Source organism: Microbacterium sp. USTB-Y, assembly GCF_023703415.1.
Classification (GTDB): Bacteria; Actinomycetota; Actinomycetes; order Actinomycetales; family Microbacteriaceae; genus Microbacterium.
Map to the genome: position 1 here is coordinate 171,059 of NZ_JAGMTU010000001.1, position 18,739 is coordinate 189,797.

General features: G+C 73.2%; 17 protein-coding genes. 8 read left to right on the forward strand and 9 right to left on the reverse strand.

The features are described 5' to 3' along the window. The first annotated feature begins 24 nt into the window (after window positions 1-24). The 3 genes from J8G10_RS00760 to J8G10_RS00770 all read left to right on the forward strand — a co-directional run bounded on the left by J8G10_RS00760 (window position 25) and on the right by J8G10_RS00770 (window position 2,801). A complete protein-coding gene (locus tag J8G10_RS00760; protein WP_251438570.1) occupies window positions 25-327 on the forward strand; it encodes a hypothetical protein in 303 nt (100 codons plus the stop codon). Between the two features lie 356 nt (window positions 328-683). Beyond that, window positions 684-2,021 carry an HNH endonuclease signature motif containing protein gene (locus tag J8G10_RS00765; RefSeq protein WP_251438571.1) on the forward strand — a complete coding sequence of 446 codons (1,338 nt, stop codon included), beginning with the start codon at window positions 684-686 and terminating at the stop codon, window positions 2,019-2,021. A 225-nt stretch (window positions 2,022-2,246) separates the two neighbouring features. Beyond that, window positions 2,247-2,801: a hypothetical protein gene (locus J8G10_RS00770; protein ID WP_251438572.1), complete on the forward strand. Its 555-nt coding sequence runs from the start codon at window positions 2,247-2,249 to the stop codon at window positions 2,799-2,801. 64 nt (window positions 2,802-2,865) lie between these two features. Here the strand turns inward: J8G10_RS00770 and J8G10_RS00775 are convergent, their stop codons facing one another. Continuing rightward, window positions 2,866-3,978 (reverse strand): DUF998 domain-containing protein, encoded by a 1,113-nt coding sequence (locus J8G10_RS00775; protein WP_251438573.1) that lies wholly within the window; start codon window positions 3,976-3,978, stop codon window positions 2,866-2,868. A 110-nt stretch (window positions 3,979-4,088) separates the two neighbouring features. Between J8G10_RS00775 and J8G10_RS00780 the strand changes: the two genes are divergently transcribed. Continuing rightward, on the forward strand, window positions 4,089-4,739 hold the full coding sequence (locus J8G10_RS00780) for an HAD-IA family hydrolase (protein ID WP_251438574.1): 651 nt from the start codon (window positions 4,089-4,091) through the stop codon (window positions 4,737-4,739). On the opposite strand, the gene J8G10_RS00785 is transcribed toward J8G10_RS00780, so the two are convergent. Beyond that, a complete protein-coding gene (locus J8G10_RS00785; RefSeq protein WP_251438575.1) occupies window positions 4,726-5,754 on the reverse strand; it encodes a LacI family DNA-binding transcriptional regulator in 1,029 nt (342 codons plus the stop codon). The genes J8G10_RS00780 and J8G10_RS00785 overlap by 14 nt on opposite strands. Window positions 5,755-5,911: 157 nt before the next feature. Here J8G10_RS00785 and J8G10_RS00790 point away from each other — a divergent pair, with 157 nt between their 5' ends. Together J8G10_RS00790 and J8G10_RS00795 are read left to right on the forward strand one after the other, a co-directional pair. Next, window positions 5,912-6,991: a C45 family peptidase gene (locus tag J8G10_RS00790; protein ID WP_251438576.1), complete on the forward strand. Its 1,080-nt coding sequence runs from the start codon at window positions 5,912-5,914 to the stop codon at window positions 6,989-6,991. Window positions 6,992-7,012: 21 nt separating this feature from the next. Beyond that, window positions 7,013-8,359 carry an MFS transporter gene (locus J8G10_RS00795; RefSeq protein ID WP_251438577.1) on the forward strand — a complete coding sequence of 449 codons (1,347 nt, stop codon included), beginning with the start codon at window positions 7,013-7,015 and terminating at the stop codon, window positions 8,357-8,359. Here J8G10_RS00795 and ptsP read toward each other — a convergent pair. From ptsP to dhaK, 3 genes are read right to left on the reverse strand one after another with little or no spacing between them, the layout of a single operon-like run. Further along, on the reverse strand, window positions 8,346-11,069 hold the full coding sequence (ptsP, locus tag J8G10_RS00800; RefSeq protein WP_251438578.1) for a phosphoenolpyruvate--protein phosphotransferase: 2,724 nt from the start codon (window positions 11,067-11,069) through the stop codon (window positions 8,346-8,348). The genes J8G10_RS00795 and ptsP overlap by 14 nt on opposite strands. Before the next feature lie 28 nt (window positions 11,070-11,097). Beyond that, window positions 11,098-11,736: a dihydroxyacetone kinase subunit DhaL gene (gene dhaL, locus J8G10_RS00805; protein WP_251438579.1), complete on the reverse strand. Its 639-nt coding sequence runs from the start codon at window positions 11,734-11,736 to the stop codon at window positions 11,098-11,100. Window positions 11,737-11,779: 43 nt separating this feature from the next. Beyond that, window positions 11,780-12,775 (reverse strand): dihydroxyacetone kinase subunit DhaK, encoded by a 996-nt coding sequence (gene dhaK / locus J8G10_RS00810; RefSeq protein ID WP_251438580.1) that lies wholly within the window; start codon window positions 12,773-12,775, stop codon window positions 11,780-11,782. Window positions 12,776-13,054: 279 nt separating this feature from the next. Here dhaK and J8G10_RS00815 point away from each other — a divergent pair, with 279 nt between their 5' ends. Next, window positions 13,055-13,843 (forward strand): IclR family transcriptional regulator, encoded by a 789-nt coding sequence (locus tag J8G10_RS00815; RefSeq protein ID WP_251438581.1) that lies wholly within the window; start codon window positions 13,055-13,057, stop codon window positions 13,841-13,843. Between the two features lie 41 nt (window positions 13,844-13,884). On the opposite strand, the gene J8G10_RS00820 is transcribed toward J8G10_RS00815, so the two are convergent. Continuing rightward, the gene (locus J8G10_RS00820; protein ID WP_251438582.1) at window positions 13,885-14,394 is read right to left on the reverse strand and encodes a phosphoribosyltransferase; all 510 of its coding nucleotides are present in this window, start codon (window positions 14,392-14,394) and stop codon (window positions 13,885-13,887) included. A gap of 162 nt (window positions 14,395-14,556) precedes the next feature. On the opposite strand from J8G10_RS00820, the gene J8G10_RS00825 reads away from it, so the two are divergent. Next, entirely contained in the window at window positions 14,557-15,504 is a 948-nt protein-coding gene (locus J8G10_RS00825; RefSeq protein ID WP_251438583.1) for a GNAT family N-acetyltransferase, read from the forward strand. A 30-nt stretch (window positions 15,505-15,534) separates the two neighbouring features. Here J8G10_RS00825 and J8G10_RS00830 read toward each other — a convergent pair whose 3' ends face one another. The 3 genes from J8G10_RS00830 to J8G10_RS00840 all read right to left on the reverse strand — a co-directional run bounded on the left by J8G10_RS00830 (window position 15,535) and on the right by J8G10_RS00840 (window position 18,739). Further along, on the reverse strand, window positions 15,535-15,993 hold the full coding sequence (locus tag J8G10_RS00830; protein WP_251438584.1) for a hypothetical protein: 459 nt from the start codon (window positions 15,991-15,993) through the stop codon (window positions 15,535-15,537). Between the two features lie 80 nt (window positions 15,994-16,073). After that, window positions 16,074-17,843, reverse strand: coding sequence for an ABC transporter ATP-binding protein (locus J8G10_RS00835; protein ID WP_251438585.1), 1,770 nt, complete (start codon window positions 17,841-17,843; stop codon window positions 16,074-16,076). Further along, window positions 17,840-18,739, reverse strand: coding sequence for an ABC transporter permease (locus J8G10_RS00840; protein WP_251438586.1), 900 nt, complete (start codon window positions 18,737-18,739; stop codon window positions 17,840-17,842). The genes J8G10_RS00835 and J8G10_RS00840 overlap by 4 nt, the downstream gene beginning before the upstream one ends.

Consider the following 18,739-nt stretch of genomic DNA (forward strand, 5'->3'; position numbering starts at 1 on the left):
GATCCCCGGCCCTAGAATCTGCGCATGACGAGCAGCATCGAAGTGACGGGGACCGACGGCGAGTCGATCGTGTACGACGGCGCGACGGTCACGAAGTTCAAGCACCACGGCAAGCTCGAGACGGCCCGCAATCCGGTCTCGACGTACCGGGAGGTGCGCATCAAGGAGCGCACCTCGCTCTTCGGCAAGCCGCGCGATCCCCGCGAGTTCGAGGTGCTCCTGGCGATGTCGTCGATCATGTCGCTGACCGTCGACGAGGCGGGCAAGGCGCAGGTCGAGGCGCTCGCGGCCGTGCTGGCGGAGCAGCAGTCCGGCGCGGCCGGCTGAGGACGCCCGCAGACATTCCGGGGATCAGGCTGACCCGCAGCCGAGCTCCCGGAGCCACCCGTGCGAGATGCAGCGGGGAGAGCTGTTCGCGGTGCACCGGAGACGGAACGCCGCCCGGAAGCTGCACGATGAGCTCGAGGGGAGGCTTCCTCGAGAGGAGCGGCGACCGCGAGAGCGAGCGCCGAGCCGGCCGCCGGGTACCTGGGCAGCCGAGCCCTACCCAGCCGGGCCGATCGGAGATCCGGCTCCTGCTGATCCACCCCTCGCCATCATCACAAGGAAATTCCCAGGTCAGGTGATCTTCTTGGCTGTGGACAACTTTCGAACGGATCAGCGATTCTCGGTAGGCTCGGGGTATGTCCAGCACCCTTGATCCGCTTCTGGAGGCCACTCGGCTTCTGGTGGAGGCGTGGGGTGATGCCTCCTCTGGTGCGGGTCTGTCGCGGGAGCGGCTGGTGGCGGTGAATGAGGCGATCGGGCGGGTGAAGCGCACCGCGGATGGGGTGCATGCGGAAGTGGCTGCCCGGTTGGCGGAGGAGTCGCGGCCGGAGCTGGGGCCGCAGTCGTTGGCGAGGCAGCAGGGGTTTCGGAACACGGCCCAGTTGATCGCGACGACGACCGGGGCGTCGACCGGGGACGCGGCCCGGCTCGTCAAGGTCGGGGAGGCGACGGCGCCGCGGGCGAACCTGGTCGGGGAGGTGTTGCCGGCGAAGTTCCCGGCCGTGCGGGAGGCGCTGGTCGCGGGACGGATCGGGGCGGCGGCGGCGGGGGTGATCGTGGGGTTTCTGGATCGGATGATCGTGAGGGTGGGGCGGGAGAAGACCGCGGAGGCGGAGGAGTTCCTGGTCGGGAAGGCGCCGGGGCTGTCGCACGATGAGGTGCGGCGGATGCTCACCCGGTTGGAGGCGCATCTGGATCCGGACGGGGTCGCACCCCGGGAGGAGGAGCTGCGGGCCCGGGCGTCGGTGACCCTGTTCGAGCGGGAGGGGATGCTGCATGTGACCGCGGTCCTGGATCCTGTGCGGGGTGCGGCGGTGAAGACCGCGATCGGAGGGTTCGTGTCGGCGGAGTTCGCCGCGAAGCGGGACGGGCGAGACCCGAACGCGCCGGACGCGGACCGGCGCACCGTCCCGCAGGTCCAGGCCGACGCGCTCGTGCACCTCGCCGAGCACGCCCTGACCTGTGAGGGCAAGGGGACCTTGAACGGGGCGACGGTGATCGTCCGCGTGAACGCGACCGACCTGGAGGCCGGGACCGGGTTCGGGCTCATCGACGGGCTCGACCAGCCCGTCAGCATCGACACGGTCCGCCGCATGGCGGGCGGGGGCGGGGTGAGCCGGTGGGTATGCGGGCAAGACGGGGAGATCCTGCACTGGGGGCGGGATCGGCGGTTGTTCAGTCGCGCCCAGCGCCTCGCCCTGGTCGAACGCGACGGCGGATGCGCGTTCTGCGGACTCCCACCCACAATGACGAAAGCCCACCACATCGACTGGTGGGCCCGCGACCACGGCGAAACCGACCTCACCAACGGGGTTCTGCTGTGCGAGACCTGCCACCACCTCATCCACGACAACGACTGGACCATCCGCGTCGACGGCACCGGCATCCGTGCGAAGGTCTGGTTCCTGCCCCCACCCGGAACCGGTGGCCCACCCCGCCCCGGCGGCAGAGCACGCACCGAAATCCTCGCCTGAAACACGAGCCCGGGGTGGCGTCCCTGTGGGGTCGTCGAGCGAAGACGCCGAACACCACCGCCCTCCTGGGGTCGTCGAGCGAAGACACCGAACACCACCGCCCTCCCGGGCTCGTCGAGCGAGGACGCCGAAGGCGACCGAGACGAAACGCCGGTCTCCTCCGGATCAACGGCGCCCTACGGCGAGCGCTGGCGCCCGTCCTCCGGCCGGGTTAGGTTCTGAATCATGAAACGCGCCGCGACGATCGCCTGGGCGACCGCGGGGGTCGCCGCGGTCGGCATCGTGGCGCTCATCGCCTCGCCGCGGGTCTCCCCCGCGACGGCGGCACACTCTGTCAGATCATCGGCGGCGAGCACGGCCGGCCCGATGCCGGGCGGCACGTCCACGCCGACGCCCGACCCGGATCGCGTCATCTGGCTCGGCGACGGGATCAGCGTGAAGGCCGGGGACCTCCCGAACGGATGCACGACCTACTCGAAGATCCAGATCTTCGACGTGGGCGCGCACAGCTACGGCCGGCTCGTCGGAGACCCCGACGACCGCGGCCCCTCGGCGGGCGCGACCGGCACCGTGAACCGCGACGCCGGCGGAGACATCCTCAGTTACACGGCCGCTCCCGGTGACGACATCTGGTCCATCGGCGACCGGCTCTGCACGAACCCGCTCATGATCGGCCGGTACAACCACGTCGGCTCGGACCCTGGGGAGCACACCCTCCAGCCCGGCGAGACCGTGGTGATCCGCCCCGACATGAACGTCGAGTGGACGCCAGGCGCCTGACCCCCGGAAGCCACAGGCTGACGCCCGAAAGCGGCGCAGACGCCGCCCGCCTGAGCGGCATTGCTCAGCTCCGCGCGGCCGCCTCGGCACGGCCGGCGCGCTGCTGATCCCACGCTCCGTGGTCGGCGCCCGCCGTGCGCAGGAACACGATGATCCAGCTGAAGATCAGCACGGCGGCGATCAGCTCGACCGCCGTCAGGTTGTAGTACCCGGTCGCGAAGAACACGCCGAGCAGGGCGATCACGAGCACGTAGATCCAGCCCAGTGCGACGAACACGCGCGAGATCCGGCGCAGGAACCACGGCAACCCGACCACGACCACGGCGAAGCACACGGCCATGCCGGTCGCGACCGTGTTGTGCAGGAGGAAGAAGCGGTCAACGGGGAAGATCCCGACGCACGCGAGCAGGATCCCGATCAGGATGAGCCCCACCCGGACGATCGTGCGCCCGCGCTCATCCCGGGGTTCGGGCACCGGCAGCGCCGCCGTCGCGTAGCGGGCGATCGTGGTCACCATCACCCCCGCGACGATGAGGGTCGTGTTGAACGCCGGGGACGAGGCGTTGCTCGCCATGCCCAGGGCGGAGAGGTTGTCGCGCCACCAGTGCGGGTCCGTCGCCTCGAGCATCGCCGTGAGCGCGCCGATCACGAGGAAGATCGCCAGGATCAGCGAGATCGAGGTGGGGCTCAGCGCGGCCGCGCTGAGGTAGCAGACATAGGCGGTGAGGGCGAGCGCGACCCCGACCAGCACGGCCCCCGGGAACGGGAACACGGGCGCATCCCGGAAGCCCGCCTCGAGGAGGGCGGCAAGCCCGAACAGCGCCAGCAGCGCGACGGCGCCGTGTGCGAGCGCGATCGCCGTCAGCTCGTACCAGCGCAGTCGCTGGCCCGGCGTCGCGAACCCGTCGTTCGCCGCATCCGGATCCTGCTTCTCCGGCGCCTCGGCCGCCTCCATCCGCAGCCCGATGCGCCCCGCGGTGAAGGCCAGCACTGCGACGGCGGCGCCGCCGATCGCGGCGACCATCCCGACCGACCACGGCCCGGTGATCGACAGCGTGCGGTGCCAGAAGATCACGAAGGCCACGAGGAAGCCGAGGACGAGCGCGACCGCGCCGGTCAGCAGGGCGTCCGTCTCGCGCATCTGACGCAGCGTCGCCGTGGCGCGCGCGTCGCGCATCCGCCTGATCAGTCGATCCCACTCGGTCCGCATCCGAGCACCTCCCGTGTCGTGTCCACCCTAAGGGCCGACCGGAGCCGGCCGCGTCTGCCCGCCGATACCCTGGGAGCATGCCTCAGACCTTCCGCGCCCGCGCCGCCCTGCTCGACATGGACGGCACCCTCGTCGACTCGACCGCCGTCGTCGAGCGCCTGTGGCTGGCCTGGGCGCAGCCCCACGGCCTCGACCCCGAGTTCGTCCTCAGCGTGGTGCACGGGCGCCAGGGGCACCAGAGCATGGCGATCATGCTGCCCGATCGCCCGCACGAGGAGAACCTCGCGGAGAACCGCGAGATGCTGGCCCGCGAGAGCGGCGACGTCGACGGCGTCGTGGAGGTGCCGGGCGCCGCCGGTCTGCTGGCGGCCCTGACCGCGTACCCGCACGCGATCGTCACGTCGGCGGACGACCGGCTGATGCGCGTGCGCATGGGCGCCGCCGAGCTCGACGTGCCGGCCGGGCCCGTCACCGCGGAGCACGTCTCCGCCTCCAAGCCCGACCCGGAGGGCTTCCTCCTGGGTGCCAGGCGGCTCGGCGTCGACCCGGCCGACTGCCTCGTCTTCGAGGACTCCGGGGCCGGGATCGAGGCCGCCCGCGCCGCGGGGATGCGGGTCATCGGCGTGGGGGCCGGCTCTGCCGCGCACTCCCCCGACGCCGTCGTCGCCGACCTCACGCACGTGACGGTCACCGCGGACGGCGACGGCTTCGCGGTCACGGTCGACTGACAGAACGCGCGGTCGACCCGCGCGTGCGCAGCACGCTCGCGGTGCGCCGCGGCGTCTCCGCGGGGCGGCCCGCCATCAGCGCCTCCAGGGCGTCCAGCAGCGCGATCCCCGTCTCCCGCGGCGTCATCTCGATCGCCGTGATCGCCGGCCGCGCGCTGCGGGCCTGTGCGGAGTCGGATCCGGTCGCGACCATCACCTGCCCGGGCACGGCCACGCCCGCATCCAGCAGCGCCTGCTCGGCCCCGGCCGCGTGCCGCCCCGTCATGCACACGAGCGCATCGGGCAGGCCTTCGGTCAGCAGCCGCGCGGCGATCTCGGCGCCGCCGTCGAGCCCGGTCCGCTCCGGCTGGGCGATGAGCCGCGGCGCCGCGCCGCGCTCCGCGCACCACGCCGTGTACTCGTCGATGCTGTCGAGATTCCACGAGTTCGGATCCGTGCCGTGCGCGAGCACGACCGTGCGGGCCCCCGCCCTCCCGAGGTGATCCAGCAGGCGCCGCATCGCCCCGGCGTCGTCCTCCGACACCCAGTCGACGAAGTCGGGACGCCCCGGCACGCTGCCCTGGGCGACGCAGGGGATGCCCCGTCGTTCGAGCAGCGCCACCACGGCGTCGTCGCGATGCGGGTTGGACACGATGTAGCCGTCCAGGGAGAACGCCAGCGGCGGGATCGGCGTACGGGTGAGATCCGGCACGAGCACCACGCTGAGCCCTCGGGCGAGCGCCTGGGCGGAGAGCTCTCCGGCGAAGCGCATGAACACGTCCACTCCGCTGGGCCGGTAGTCGGCGAGCGCGTCGAGCGAGCGGAAGACCAGGCCGATCGCCCCGATCGACGAGCTGCGCAGCCCCCGCGCCATCGCGTCGGCCTGGTAGCCGAGCTCCTCCGCCACCCCGACGATCCGCGCGCGCGTGGCCTCGGAGAGGGTGCCCTTGCCGTTGAGCGCGTGCGAGACGGCGGTGATCGAGACGCCGGCGCGACGGGCGACGTCGCGGATCGTGATGCCGTGCCCGTGGACCATGCTCGGATGCTACGCGAACCCGACCCGCGATGCGGAACCGCCTCGCAAGGCGCAATGGCCTTGCATAAAACGTTTTACGTACCTAACGTGCTGCGGTAGCACCCGCCGGCGGCCGAAGACGGCCCCGCGCACCGCACAGCATGGACATTGGAGACCGATGCGGCTTCTCACGCTCACCAGCAGCACCACCGACCCCCGCGAGCGCGGGCGGCAGATCGGCGGCGCGCACCCCGACGCCGTCCGGCGCAGCGCCGAGCTGTACCGTGCGCACTTCGCCGCGCTGGGCATCGACCTCGACCGCGCCGATGAGATCGCGCGCCGCAGCCACGACCTGCTGCGCGGCTGGCACGCCCCGCTCGCCGAGGAGTCCGACGCGATGGCCGATGCCGCAGGCGTCGACCGCCTCCTCGTCGCGGCGGTCGGCGCACGCACCGAGATCCTCGCCGCCGCCGAGCCGCAGCGCGAGGGCGAGTGCTCCACCGCGGTGCACGTCCCCGCGACGGGCGCGGCCGAGACCATCCAGACCTGGGACTGGCATGCGGCGCTGGTGCCGTTCGGTCTGCTCCTGGACTACGCCCCGGCAGCGGGACGGCGCGCCAAGCTGTTCACCGAGTTCGGCACGGCGGCGAAGATCGGCGCAAACAGCGCGGGTCTCGGCCTGCACTTCAACATCCTCAGCCACCGGCAGGACTCCGCGGCGGGGGGCGTGCCCGTGCACGCGATCGCCCGTCGCATCATCGACGAGGCCGATTCCGTCGACGACGCGATCGCCCTCGCCTCCTCGGCGGCCGTGAGCGCCTCCACGGTGTTCACGGTGACCGAGCGCGGCGACGACCGCCGCGCGCCGCGGGCGGCCTCCATCGAGGTCTCCCCCGCGGGCGTCGCGGTCGTGGCCCCCGCCGGCGACGGCTGGCTGCTGCACACCAACCACTTCCTCGATGAGGGCCTCGCGGCGGGCGACACCATGCCCGCCGACTCGACCACGGCCGAGCGCTACGCGCACCTCGCCGCCGTGCGCTCCGGCATGACCGGCCTCGACCCCCTCGAGCGCGCCGCCGCGATGTGCGGCGGCGACGGACACGACGCGGCCGTGTGCATGCGTCCCGAGCTCGACAAGCCCTCCCATGAGCAGTGGGAGACGCTCCTCACGATCGGCATCGATGCCGATTCCCTCCACCTCGACGTCCACCCCGGCACCCCCGCCGACGCCGCCCGTCACGGCATGACCCGCTTCTAGACCCCATCCTCAAGGACGATCATGGCTTCCCTCGACACCCGAGCCCTCGCGCAGCACGCCGCGACGGCGATGCGCACCTTCTTCATCTCCGGCTTCGGCACCGCGCTGGAGTTCTACGACTTCATCATCTACGGCTTCGCCGCGGCGCTGGTCTTCCCGACGCTGTTCTTCCCCTCGGTCGACCACCTCACCGGCACCCTGATCGCCTTCGCGGCCTTCGGCGTGGGCTTCGTCGCCCGCCCGCTCGGCGGCATCGTGATCGGCCATTTCGGCGACCGCGTCGGCCGCAAGTCCATGCTGGTGCTCACCCTGCTCGTGATGGGCTCGAGCACCTTCCTCATCGGCTGCCTGCCGACCTACGCCGCCGTCGGCGCGCTGGCGCCGATCCTCCTCGTCGCGCTGCGCCTCATCCAGGGCTTCGCCGCGGGCGGCGAGTGGGGCGGCGCATCGCTGTTCGGCATCGAGAACGCTCCCGAGAACCGCCGCGGCCTCTGGGGCAGCTTCACGAGCACCGGCATCGGCATCGGCTCGCTGCTGGGCACCCTGGTGTTCCTCGCGATCTCGATCTTCCCCGAACCGCAGCTGCTGGCCTGGGGCTGGCGGATCCCGTTCTGGCTCGGCGGGGCGCTCGTGATCATCGGCCTGATCGCCCGCCTGCGCATGCCTCAGGAGACCATCGCCGTCGAGAAGGCGCCGAAGGTGCCGCTCTTCGCCGCGATCCGTCAGCACCCGCGTGCGATCCTGCTCGCCATCGGCGTCTCGTTCGGCTACAACACGATCGCGTACATCGGATCTATCTTCACCATCACTTACGCCGAGCAGATCGGCTACACCTCGACCGAGTCGCTCGTGCTGCAGCTGGTCGGATCCGCCGCCTTCATGATCGCGGTCCCCTTCCTGGGCCTGCTGTCCGACCGGATCGGCCGCAAGAAGCTCGTCGGCTGGGGCGCGCTCGTCTACGGCGCGTTCTTCTTCGCGTTCTTCCCGATGGCGGAGGGGCACGTCATGTTCCTCGTGGTGCTCGGCTACATCGGCGTGAACGTCTTCATGGCGATGCCGCAGAGCACGATCCCCGCCTTCCTCGGCGAGCAGTTCTCGAAGGAGTCGCGCTACTCGGCGATCTCGGTGACCTACCAGACGGGCGCCGCGATCGGCGGCGGCACGGCCGCGACCGTCGCCACGGCGATGTTCATCGCCTTCGGCGGCAATCCGATCGGCGTGGGCCTGTACTCGGCGGCGGCGTGCCTGATCCTCGCGCTGTGCGCCCTGGGGCTGCGGGAGACGTTCCGCACGCCGACCGCCGAGCTGGGCGCCCCCGTCGCGCGCTCCACCGCGTCGGGCGAGGGGGCCGTGCTCAGCGCGGCGTGAGCGCCGCAGCCGCGGCGGCGCGCGACTCGGCGGCGGTGCCCGCCCCGAGCGCCGCCGTCGCGGCGCGCGCGCAGTCCTCGGCCGTCACCGTCCGCAGCCGCGCCGCCACGCGCGCGAGCGAGCGCGCGGTCATCGACAGGCTCGTGACGCCGAGGCCGACGAGCACGGGGGCGATCGCCGGATCGCCCCCGGCCTCGCCGCACACCCCGACCGGCTTGCCCAGGGCGCGACCCGCGGCTCCCACCGTGCCGATGAGGCGCAGCACCGCCGGCTGCCAGGGATCGTTGAGCGCACCGAGCGCCGCCGACAGCCGGTCGGCGGCCATCGTGTACTGCGTGAGGTCGTTGGTGCCGAGACTCACGAAGTCGACCACGGCGAGCAGCTCGGCCGCGAGCAGCGCCGCGGAGGGGGTCTCGATCATGATGCCCGCCCGTGCGATCCCGGCCGCCCGGCAGGCCGCGACGAAATCGCGGGCCTCATCGACCGTGGCGACCATCGGCGCCATCACCTCGACCTCGGCGCGTTCCGCGGCCGCGGCCTCCGCGATGGCCGTGAGCTGATGAGCCAGCAGGGCGGGGTGCGCCCACGCCGTCCTCAGCCCGCGCACGCCGAGGGCCGGGTTCTCCTCGTCCGCGGCGGTCGCGAACGGGAGCGGCTTGTCGGACCCGGCATCGAGCGTGCGCACCACGACCTTCCGTCCGGCGAACGGCGCCAGCACCCCGCGGTACGCGTCGACCTGCTCGGCGACGGTCGGCTCTGCGGCACGATCCAGGAAGCAGAACTCGGTGCGGAACAACCCGATCCCCTCCGCATGCGCCTCGGCCGCGGCGCGGGCGTCGGCGGCGCCGCCGACGTTGGCCAGCAGGGGAAGGCGCGTCCCGTCGGCGAGCGCGCCGGCGCCGTCGAACGTCGGCGCCTCCTCGTCCACGACGGCCCCGCGCTGCGCCGGGGACGGGTCCGGCAGCACCGTTCCCGCCTCGCCGTCGACGAGCACGATGGTCCCCGCGGCGATCCGCGTCGCGCCCGCGGCGGCGACCACGGCGGGGATACCCAGCGCCCGCGCCAGGATCGCCGTGTGCGAGGTGGGGCCGCCCTCCTCCGTGACGAGCGCGACGCACGCGCTGCGCCCGAGCGCGGCGGTCTCGGCGGGGGCGAGATCCCGGGCGACGAGGACGAACGGGTCGGCGCGGTCAGGGATCCCCGGGATCTCGTGACCCGTGAGCCGCGCGACGATGCGATCGCGCACGCTGTGCAGGTCCGCGACGCGCTCGGCCATGCGTCCGCCGAGCCCGCGCAGCACGGCCGACTGCGCCTCGGCCTCGTCCCACACCGCACGGGCCGGGGGCACCCCGTCGGTCCTGACGCGCGCCGCGGACGCGCTCGCGAGCTCGGGATCCGCCGCCAGCAGCGCGGTCGCCTCGAGGATCTGCGCCGCCTCGCCGTCGGCATGGGCGGCGGCAGCCCGCAGAGCGGCGGCGACGTCCGCGGCCGCGGAAGGGATCCGCGCCGCCTGCGCCTCCCGCTCATCGTCGGGCAGTCTTTCTGCCGCACCCGGTTCCGCGATCGCCGCGCCGAGCTGCGCGACCGGGCCGATCGCGCGCCCCGGACTCACGCCGAGCCCGCGGAGGATCCCCGGCGCACCCTCCTCCGGGACCACCCGAGCGCTCCCCTCCGGGGTCGTTGAGCGAGCGCCGGCGGAGCCGGAGCGAGACGAAACGCCGTCCCCCGCGAGATCACCGCGTTTCGTCTCGGTCGCGCTCCGCGCGTCCTCGCTCGACGGCCCCGGAGAAGATCTCGTCTCCGTCCCGCTCCGCGCGTCCTCGCTCGACGGCCCCGGAGAAGATCTCGTCTCGGTCGCGCTCCGCGCGTCCTCGCTCGACGGCCGCGGAAGGGGAAGAACGGACACGGCCGGCTCCGGCGCGCCGTCCATCTCGCCGAAGCCGTCGTCGAACAGCGCGGCGACGCGCTCGACCGCACCCGGGGATCCGACGAGCTCGACTTCGTCCCCGCGCCGCGCCCCGAAGGCCAGCAGGCGCATCATGCTCGATGCCGGGACGGGATCTCCGTCGGGCAGCAGCCGCAGCAGCAGCCCGGAGTTCCCCGCCGCCTGGGCGATCATGGCGGCCGGACGCGCGTGCATCCCGGCGGGGTTGCGCACCGGGACGACGCGCACCACGGCCCCCTCGGGCCGCGAGACCGCAGACGCCGGCGCGCTCGCGTCGAGCCCGCCCGCCTCGGGCGTGCTCCCCTCGCGCTCGGGGCCCCCCGACCCGGCCGGAGCCTGCGGCTCGTCCTGCAGCTGCGCCGCCTTGGCGACCAGCGCGTCGTCCGCCTCCCCGGCGACCTCGTCCAGCGACGCCCCCTGCGCCGCGGTCACGACCGCCGCGAGCAGCCCCTCCACGAACGGGGCGGAGGCGAGCCGCACGGGTACATCACTGGACCGCAGCTCGAGCGCGAACTCGGCGCTCATCACGGCGGATCCCAGATCCATCAGCACCAGCACGCCGTCGCAGGACGCGGCCAGCCGATCGATCGCACCGGCCACGCGCGTCGCGTCGGTGCCCAGGATGGGCGAGCCATCGGCGTCCTCGCCCGCTCCCGCGGCCAGCTCGACGGCCACCGCACCACCGGGCACCATCTGCACGGCCAGCTCTCTCGCCGCCTCAGCCAGGCGCAGGCTGTGCGATACGGCGACGATCCCGATCCCCATCAGCGCATCCCTCCCCCGCCGGCCTCGATCACCCGGCGAGGGCCGCGGCCAGCGTCTCGAACAGCAGGGTCATCGACGCCGACCCCGGATCCATGTGCCCGGCGCTGCGCTCCCCGAGATAGCTGGCCCTGCCCTTGCGGGCGACGAGGTCGATCGTCGCGTCGCGGCCCGCGGCGGCCGCCGTCGCCGCAGCCGCGGCAGCCGCCGCGGCCGAGTCTCCTGCGGCCAGCGCCCGATCCATCGCGTCGATCGCCGGGGCCGCCGCGTCGAACAGCGTCTTGTCCCCCGCCTCCGCCTTGCCGCGTGCCACGATGCCCTCCAGGCCCGCGCGGAGTCCCGCCGCGAGCGACGCCGGCTCCACCTCCGACACGGCGCCGAGCGTCGCCCCCAGACGCAGGAAGAACGTGCCGTAGAGCGGACCGCTGGCGCCGCCGACGGTCGAAACGAGGGTCATCCCCACGGTCTTGAAGAGCTCGTCCGCGGTCGTGGGCGCCGTCTGCGCCGCCTTCTCCGCCGCCGCGGTCATGCCGCGCGCCATGTTGGCGCCGTGGTCGGCGTCGCCGATCGCGGAGTCGAGCTCGGTGAGCCAGTCGCGCTGGGCCACGACCGCGTCGCGGAAGCGGTCGAGCCAGTCGACGAGGACGGTGAGCGGGATGGTGTTCGACATGCAGGTGATCTCCTTCGTTCGGGAGCGCGTCAGCGGATGAGGGTCAGGCGCCCCAGCGCAGGCCGGGGGTCACGACCGGCGCGTCCCACAGCCGGATGAGCTCGTCGTCGGCGCCGAGCACGGTCACGGAGCAGCCGGCCATGTCGAGGGAGGTGATGTAGTTGCCGACCAGATTGCGGGCGACGGTCACGCCGGCCTTCTCCAGCAGGGCGGCCACCTCGCCGTACATGAGGTAGAGCTCGATGAGCGGCGAGCCGCCCATGCCGTTGAGCATCACGATCGCCGGGGATCCGGTGAAGTCCCGGTCGGCGAGGATCGGCTCGACGAGCTGGGCGGCGATGTCCTTCGCGGGGGCGAGCGGCACGCGGTGCCGGCCCGGCTCGCCGTGGATGCCGATCCCGATCTCCATCTGGTCGTCGGGAAGGTCGAACGTCGGCTTGCCCGCTGAGGGCACCGTGCAGCTCGTCAGGGCCATGCCCATCGACCGCCCCTGCCCGTTCACGCGCGCGGCGAGATCGGCGACGGCGGCGAGGTCCTGCCCCTCCTCGGCGGCGGCCCCGACGATCTTCTCGAGCAGCACGGTGAGCCCCACACCGCGACGGCCCGCCGTGTAGAGCGAGTCCTGCACCGCGACGTCGTCGTCCACCACGACCGAGCGCACCTCGATGCCGTCCATCGCCGCCAGCTCGGCGCCCATCTCGAAGTTCATGACGTCGCCCGTGTAGTTCTTCACGATGTGCAGCACGCCGGCGCCGCGGTCGATCGCCTTCGTCGCCACCTGCATCTGGTCGGGGGTGGGCGAGGTGAACACCTCTCCCGCGCAGGCGGCGTCGAGCATGCCGGTGCCGACGAAGCCGCCGTGCAGCGGTTCATGGCCCGATCCGCCTCCGCTGAGCAGACCGACCTTGCCCTGCGCCTTCGGCGTCGCGCGCAGGATCACGCGGTTCGCCAGATCGACCTCGAGCTCCGGATGCGAGAGCGCGAGCCCTCGCAGCGACTCTGCGAGCACGTCCTCCGGGGCGTTGATGAGCTTCTTCATCCTGCGACCTCCTCGTTGCAGTTCACGCAGCACCGTTGCCGTGCAATCGGCGCCGTCACCGCCCGGTGGCACCGGACGGGTGGATCCGTGTCCGATCCGCACTCCGTCCTCCTGCGGCGGCGGCCGGGTCGGGAAACCCCTTGCGTGCCGCACGACCGCACTCCAGAATCGGAATACTTTTCGTTAATGTCGAATATGCGATGAGGATGTCGGATTGTCAAGGATCCGCCGGCCGAATCGCGCCGCCGTCGCCACAGCCGTCGAGGAGGAGCCGCACCGATGATCCAGGCGATCGATCGCGCCGCGAAGGTGCTCGAGCTGCTGCAGGGCTCGCGCCACCTCGGCATCACCGACCTCGCGACCGCGCTGCAGCTGCCGCCCTCGACGGTGCACGGGATCGTGTCGTCGTTGCGCGAGCACGGCCTCGTCGCGAAGGAGCGCGGCGGCCAGCGGTACATGCTGGGCCCGACGCTGCTCAAGCTCTCGAGCGTCTACCTCGACTCGCTCGACGTACGGGCGCGGTCGCTGCGCTGGACACAGGAGCTCGCGCGCCGCACCGGCATGGCCGTGCGCCTGGGCGTCCCGCACTTCACCGAGGTGCTCGTGGTCCACCACACGCTGCGCCCCGACGACAGCCCGCAGATGCTGGAGACCGGTGTCGCCCTGCCCGCGCACGCCTCGGCGATGGGCAAGGTGCTGCTCGCGCACGATCTGGGCCTGCAGAGCGCGGTGTTCGCCGAGCCGCTCGCGAGCCTCACCGGCGACACCGTCACCGACCCGGCGGTGCTGGCCGCGACCCTTCCCGGGATCGCGGAGCACGGCTTCGCGACCGAGACGGATGAGGCCGTGCTGGGCGAGTCCTCGCTGGCATCGCCGGTCGCGGACGCGCGCGGCGACATCGTCGCCGCCGTGGCGATCGTGTTCCCCACGGCCGAGGGGCCCGCCCCCGACGCCGCGCTGCACGCCCTGCGCGACACGGCGCGCAACATCTCCCGCGAGCTCGGCGCCACCACCTGGCCGCCCCCGATCGCACCCCCAGACGACCCCACAACCGAGTCGTCCCCCTGAGCACGGCCTCTGGCTCGTGCTCAGGGGGACGACTCGAGGGATCAGGCCGTGGGCGGCAGGCCCAGGTCCTCTTCGCGTACCGTGCCCTTCGCCGACCACGGGAAGTCGATCCAGCGATCGGTGTCCTTCCAGGCGTAGTCGGGCTGGATGATCGTGGTGGGCTTGGTGTAGATCGTGACCGAGCGCACGTCGGCGCCCTTGTCCTTGAGCAGCTGGACCGCGAGGGCGAGCGTGCGGCCCGAGTCGGCGACGTCGTCGACGAGGAGCACGCGGCGGCCGTTCAGGTAGTCCATGTCGAGGGCCGGAGGCAGCACCTCGGGGGCGTCGAGCACCGTGCCGATGCCCGTGTAGAACTCGACGTTGATCGCGCCGCAGTTCTTCGCGCCGAGGCCGTACGCGATGGCGCCGGCCGGCAGCAGCCCGCCGCGGGCGATCGCGACGACCACCTCGGTCTCGAACCCCGAGTCGAGGATGTTGCGGGCCAGATCCCGCATCGCCTCGCCGAAACCGTCCCACGTGAGCACTTCGCGCTCGATCGCCGCATCCGTCATGGATCCATTCTGCCGTGCCCCGGCCCGGATCCGCGCCCCGGCCGCACCGCCGCCCCGTCCCGCAGGCGTGCGGCGGTGCGCAACGGCGCCGCACGGTGGGTCAACTGCTCCGGCAGCGGCGTTCCTAGGCTGGGAGCGACTCGACGCCGAGAGGATCCGCGCATGGACATCACGACCGGACACAACGCCCGGCAGCGCCGCTTCGATCCGCTGCTCGCCGATGCCCCGGCCCTGGACGCCGCCGATCCCGCCTACCTCGAGGCCGTCGACGAGCGGGGCGCAGCCGCCGGCGTGGCCCGCTTCGCCGCGTTCGACGCCGCGTCCCCCGACGCGGTCTGGGGCGCCCTGCGCCGTCACGAGCTCGATCTGCGGGTCGCGGGCCAGGATCCGGCCCCCGCACTCGGCCGGATCCTGGATCGGTGGCTGCAGGACCTCGCCGAGCGGGAGCGCCCGGGAGACGCGGACAGCTCGGCCCGGGTGAACGTGCCCTCGCGGGACATCGCGCTGGTACGGGCGCTGACCGAGCGCGGCTTCTCGCCCAACGGCATCAGGGCCGTGCGGCCGCGGCCCCGCGGGACCGCGGCCGCAGCTCCCGTCCTGCCGATCGCGCTCGACGGCGGCCGGGTGCGCATCGCGACCGTCGACGACGCGCCGGCGCTGGGCGCCCTCGATGCGCGGCTGCTCGCCCTCGACGCGCACTTCGCGAGCGTGACGGAGCGCCCGGGTGCGGCCGGCATGTTCGCCGAGGCCTACCGCAGCCGGCTGCGCGCGGCTCCCGACACCACCTGGGTGCTGGAGCGCCCGGGCGGGATCACCGGCTTCGTGCACGTCATGCCCGACGCGGCATCGCCCGAGCCGGGCACCCTGGCCCTCGCCGCCTCGGGCGGCCAGTACCTCGTGGTGATGTACCTCGACGAGTCCGAGCGCGGCTCCGGCACCGGTGCGGCGTTCTGCGAGATCGCGCATGCGCTGCTCGACGCATCCGGGTCCCCGTACACGCTGCTCAGCTACGCGGTCGCCAACCCCCGCTCTGGGCCGTTCTGGTCGCGCATGGGCTACCGGCCGATCGTGACCGAGTGGCAGCGCCGTCCCGCGGTGCTCGCGGTCTGAGCCGCCTCGGTCACGATCGGCCCGCGCGGCTCACTCGTCGTCGGCCTCGTACTCGGGCCCGAGGAACAGCGAGATGAACCGGAACGGGCGCTCGACGCTCTCCCAGCCCAGCGGGCAGTGCACGGTGCCGCGCGGGATGAAAACGGACCCCGTCGTGGTGAGCACGTGCCGCTCGCCGTCGATCTCCATCACGAGCCGTGCGCCGAGATCCTTGGGGTTCTCGGGGTCGTTCCCCATCCAGATGAGCACCTCGTCGTGGTCGCGGTGCACGTGCGGATGCACCCAGGTCGCGGCCTCGTCGCTGGGGGTGATCCAGCAGTAGCCCATGTGCACCTGCGACTCCGGTACCTCCGCCGGTCGCATCAGGCCGTACGGATGCCCGAGGTTCGGGGGCACGTCGGCCTTGTCCCGTACCGCGTCGCCCTCGTACGTGAACGACTCGCTGCTGTCCCACAGCTCCTTCACGAAGAGCCTGTCGTGCGCACCCATGCTGTTCTCCTTCTCCTGGTCGGGTCTTCCTCCTCCGGATCCGATCCGCTGGCGCCGATCGGATCCGGAAGTCCTGCGTCTCAGCCCGCAGCGGCGAGCGGCACATCGAGCACGTCGGCGAGCAGCGCCGCGGTGTACTCGTGCTCCGGGTGGTCGAGCACGCGATCCGTCGCTCCCTGTTCCACGACCGTGCCGCCGCGCAGCACGGTCACCGAGTCGGCGAGGCTGCGCACCACGGCGAAGTTGTGCGTGACGAAGAGCATGCTGAGCCCGTCGGCCTGCAGGCCGCGCAGCAGCTCGACGATCGCGGCCTGCACGCTGACATCGAGCGCGGAGGTCACCTCGTCGCAGATCAGCAGCCTCGGATCGCTCGCGAGGGCGCGGGCGATGGCCACGCGCTGGCGCTGCCCGCCGGAGAGCTCCCCGGGGTAGCGGTCGGCGACCGCCGCCGGCAGCTCGACCCGCTCCAGCAGCTCGGCGACCCTGCCGCGCCGGGCTCGGGCGCCGAGCCCGGCAAAGTACCGCAACGGCACGCCGATGCTCCGGCCCACCGTGGCCCTCGGGTTGAGCGAGGCGTACGGGTTCTGGAACACGTACTGCACCTCGCGCCGCTGCAGGGCGTCGCGCCGTCGCGCCGCGGGAGCGAGGGCGGCGCCGTCCAGCAGCACCTCTCCGCCGGTGCGCTCCTGGAGGCCGGCGATGCACTGCGACAGCGTGCTCTTGCCCGATCCGGACTCCCCCACGACGGCGACGCACTCGCCGGGGCGCACCCGCAGGTCCACCTCGAAGAGCACGGCGCGGCGCCCGTACGCGGCGGTGAGGCCGCGTACGGCCAGCAGCGCGGCATCCCCGGGCGCAGCCTCGGCACGCGGCGCCGCGACGCGCACGGTCCCGGCGGCGCCGAGCTCCTCGGCGCGCAGGCAGCGCACGGCCGTGCGCCCGCCGGGGGCGTCGAGGGCGACGAGCCGCGGCGCCGCGCTGCGGCAGGCGTCGGTCGCGAAGCCGCAGCGATCCGCGAACCGGCAGCTCTGCCGGGGAGGGGCGGGGGCCGGCGCGCGGCCCGGGATCGCCTGCAGCCGCAGGCGCACCCGGCTGTCCGGCACCGACCCGAGCAGGGCGCGGGTGTAGGGGTGCCGCGGCGCGAGCACGAGCCGCGCCGCGGGTCCGGTCTCGACGACCTGCCCGGCGTACATCACCGCGACCTCGTCCGCCACGTCGGCGATCACCGCCAGGTCGTGCGAGATGTACACCGCGGCCATGTCCCGGCTGCGGCACAGCTCGGCGACGAGGGCGAGCACCTTCGCCTGGGTCGTGACGTCGAGGCCGGTGGTCGGCTCGTCGAGCACGAGCACGTCGGGCCGGCCCACGATCGCCATCGCGATGCCGACCCGCTGCTTCTGCCCGCCGGACAGCTGCCCCGGCCGGCGCTTCAGGAACGCCGCGTCGGCGGGCAGGTCCACGGCCCGGAGCACCTCCGCGATGCGCTCCCGACGCTCCTCGGCACCGGCGGTGATCGCCTCCTCGAGCTGGGTGCGCAGTGACAGCGCCGGGTTGAGGGCCGCGGCCGGATCCTGCGGCACGTAGGCGATGAGACCGCCGCGGGCACGGCGGCGCTCGCGGTCGCCGAGCGCGAGCATGTCCACGTCGCCGATCCGCACCGAGCCGCCCGTGATCCGGGCGCCGGGACGCGCATGCCCGAGCAGGGCAAGCGAGAGCGTGCTCTTGCCCGAGCCGGACTCGCCGACGACGCCGAGCACCCGGCCCGGCTCGACCCGCAGCGAGGCGTCGTCGACGAGACGACTGCCGTCGGAGAGCTCGACCCGGAGGTCCTGCACCACGAGTGCGCTCATCGCGCGGCTCCTTCCGTGCGCGCCACGACGCGGGCGGCGCCTTCGGCGATGAGGTTGCCGCCGACCGTGAACAGCACCACGCAGAGCACGGGCGCGACGACCGCCCACGGCTGGCCTGCGAGCCCGTTGCGGTTCTCGCTGATCATGAGACCCCAGTCGGGGGTCGGCGGCTGGATCCCGTAGCCGATGAAGCTCATCGAGGCGAGGATCCCGACCGCCCACATCAGGCGCATGCCGAGCTCGACCATGAGCGGCGAGACGAGGTTGGGCACGATCTCGCGCGCCAGGATGTGCCGGGTCGGCACTCCCGTCGCCCGCGACCAGCGCACGAACTCGCGATCGACGAGCGGGATCGCGGCTCCCCGCAGCACGCGGGAGACGCCCGGGGTGAGCCCGATCGCGACGAGCGCGACCAGCAGCCACGGCTCCGGCCCGATCACCGAGACGAACAGCAGGGTGAACAGCAGCGCGGGGAAGGCCAGCAGCACGTCCATGAAGCGCATCAGCACCACGTCGACCGCGCCGCCCGCGTAGGCGGCGCCGACCCCGACGAGCGCGCCGAGGAGCACCGCGAGCAGGGCGGCGCTCGGCGCCATCCAGGCCAGGTTCACACCGCCGGCGAGCACCCGCGAGAGCACGTCGCGGCCGAGGTAGTCCGCGCCGAACGGGAGGCCGGCGCCGGACGGTGCGAACGGACGCGCGATCGTGCGCGCCGGATCGTTCGGCGCCACGAGCGGGCCGAGCAGCGCCACGAGCAGCATGGCCACGATGAGCACGAGGCCGGCCCGCACCTGGCCGGAGCGCAGCAGGCGCGGCCCACGGCGCGCCCGGCGCTGCGGCACGACGGCCGCGGCCGCCTCCGCCGCGGCGGCCGCGATCGGGATCTCGATGGCCAT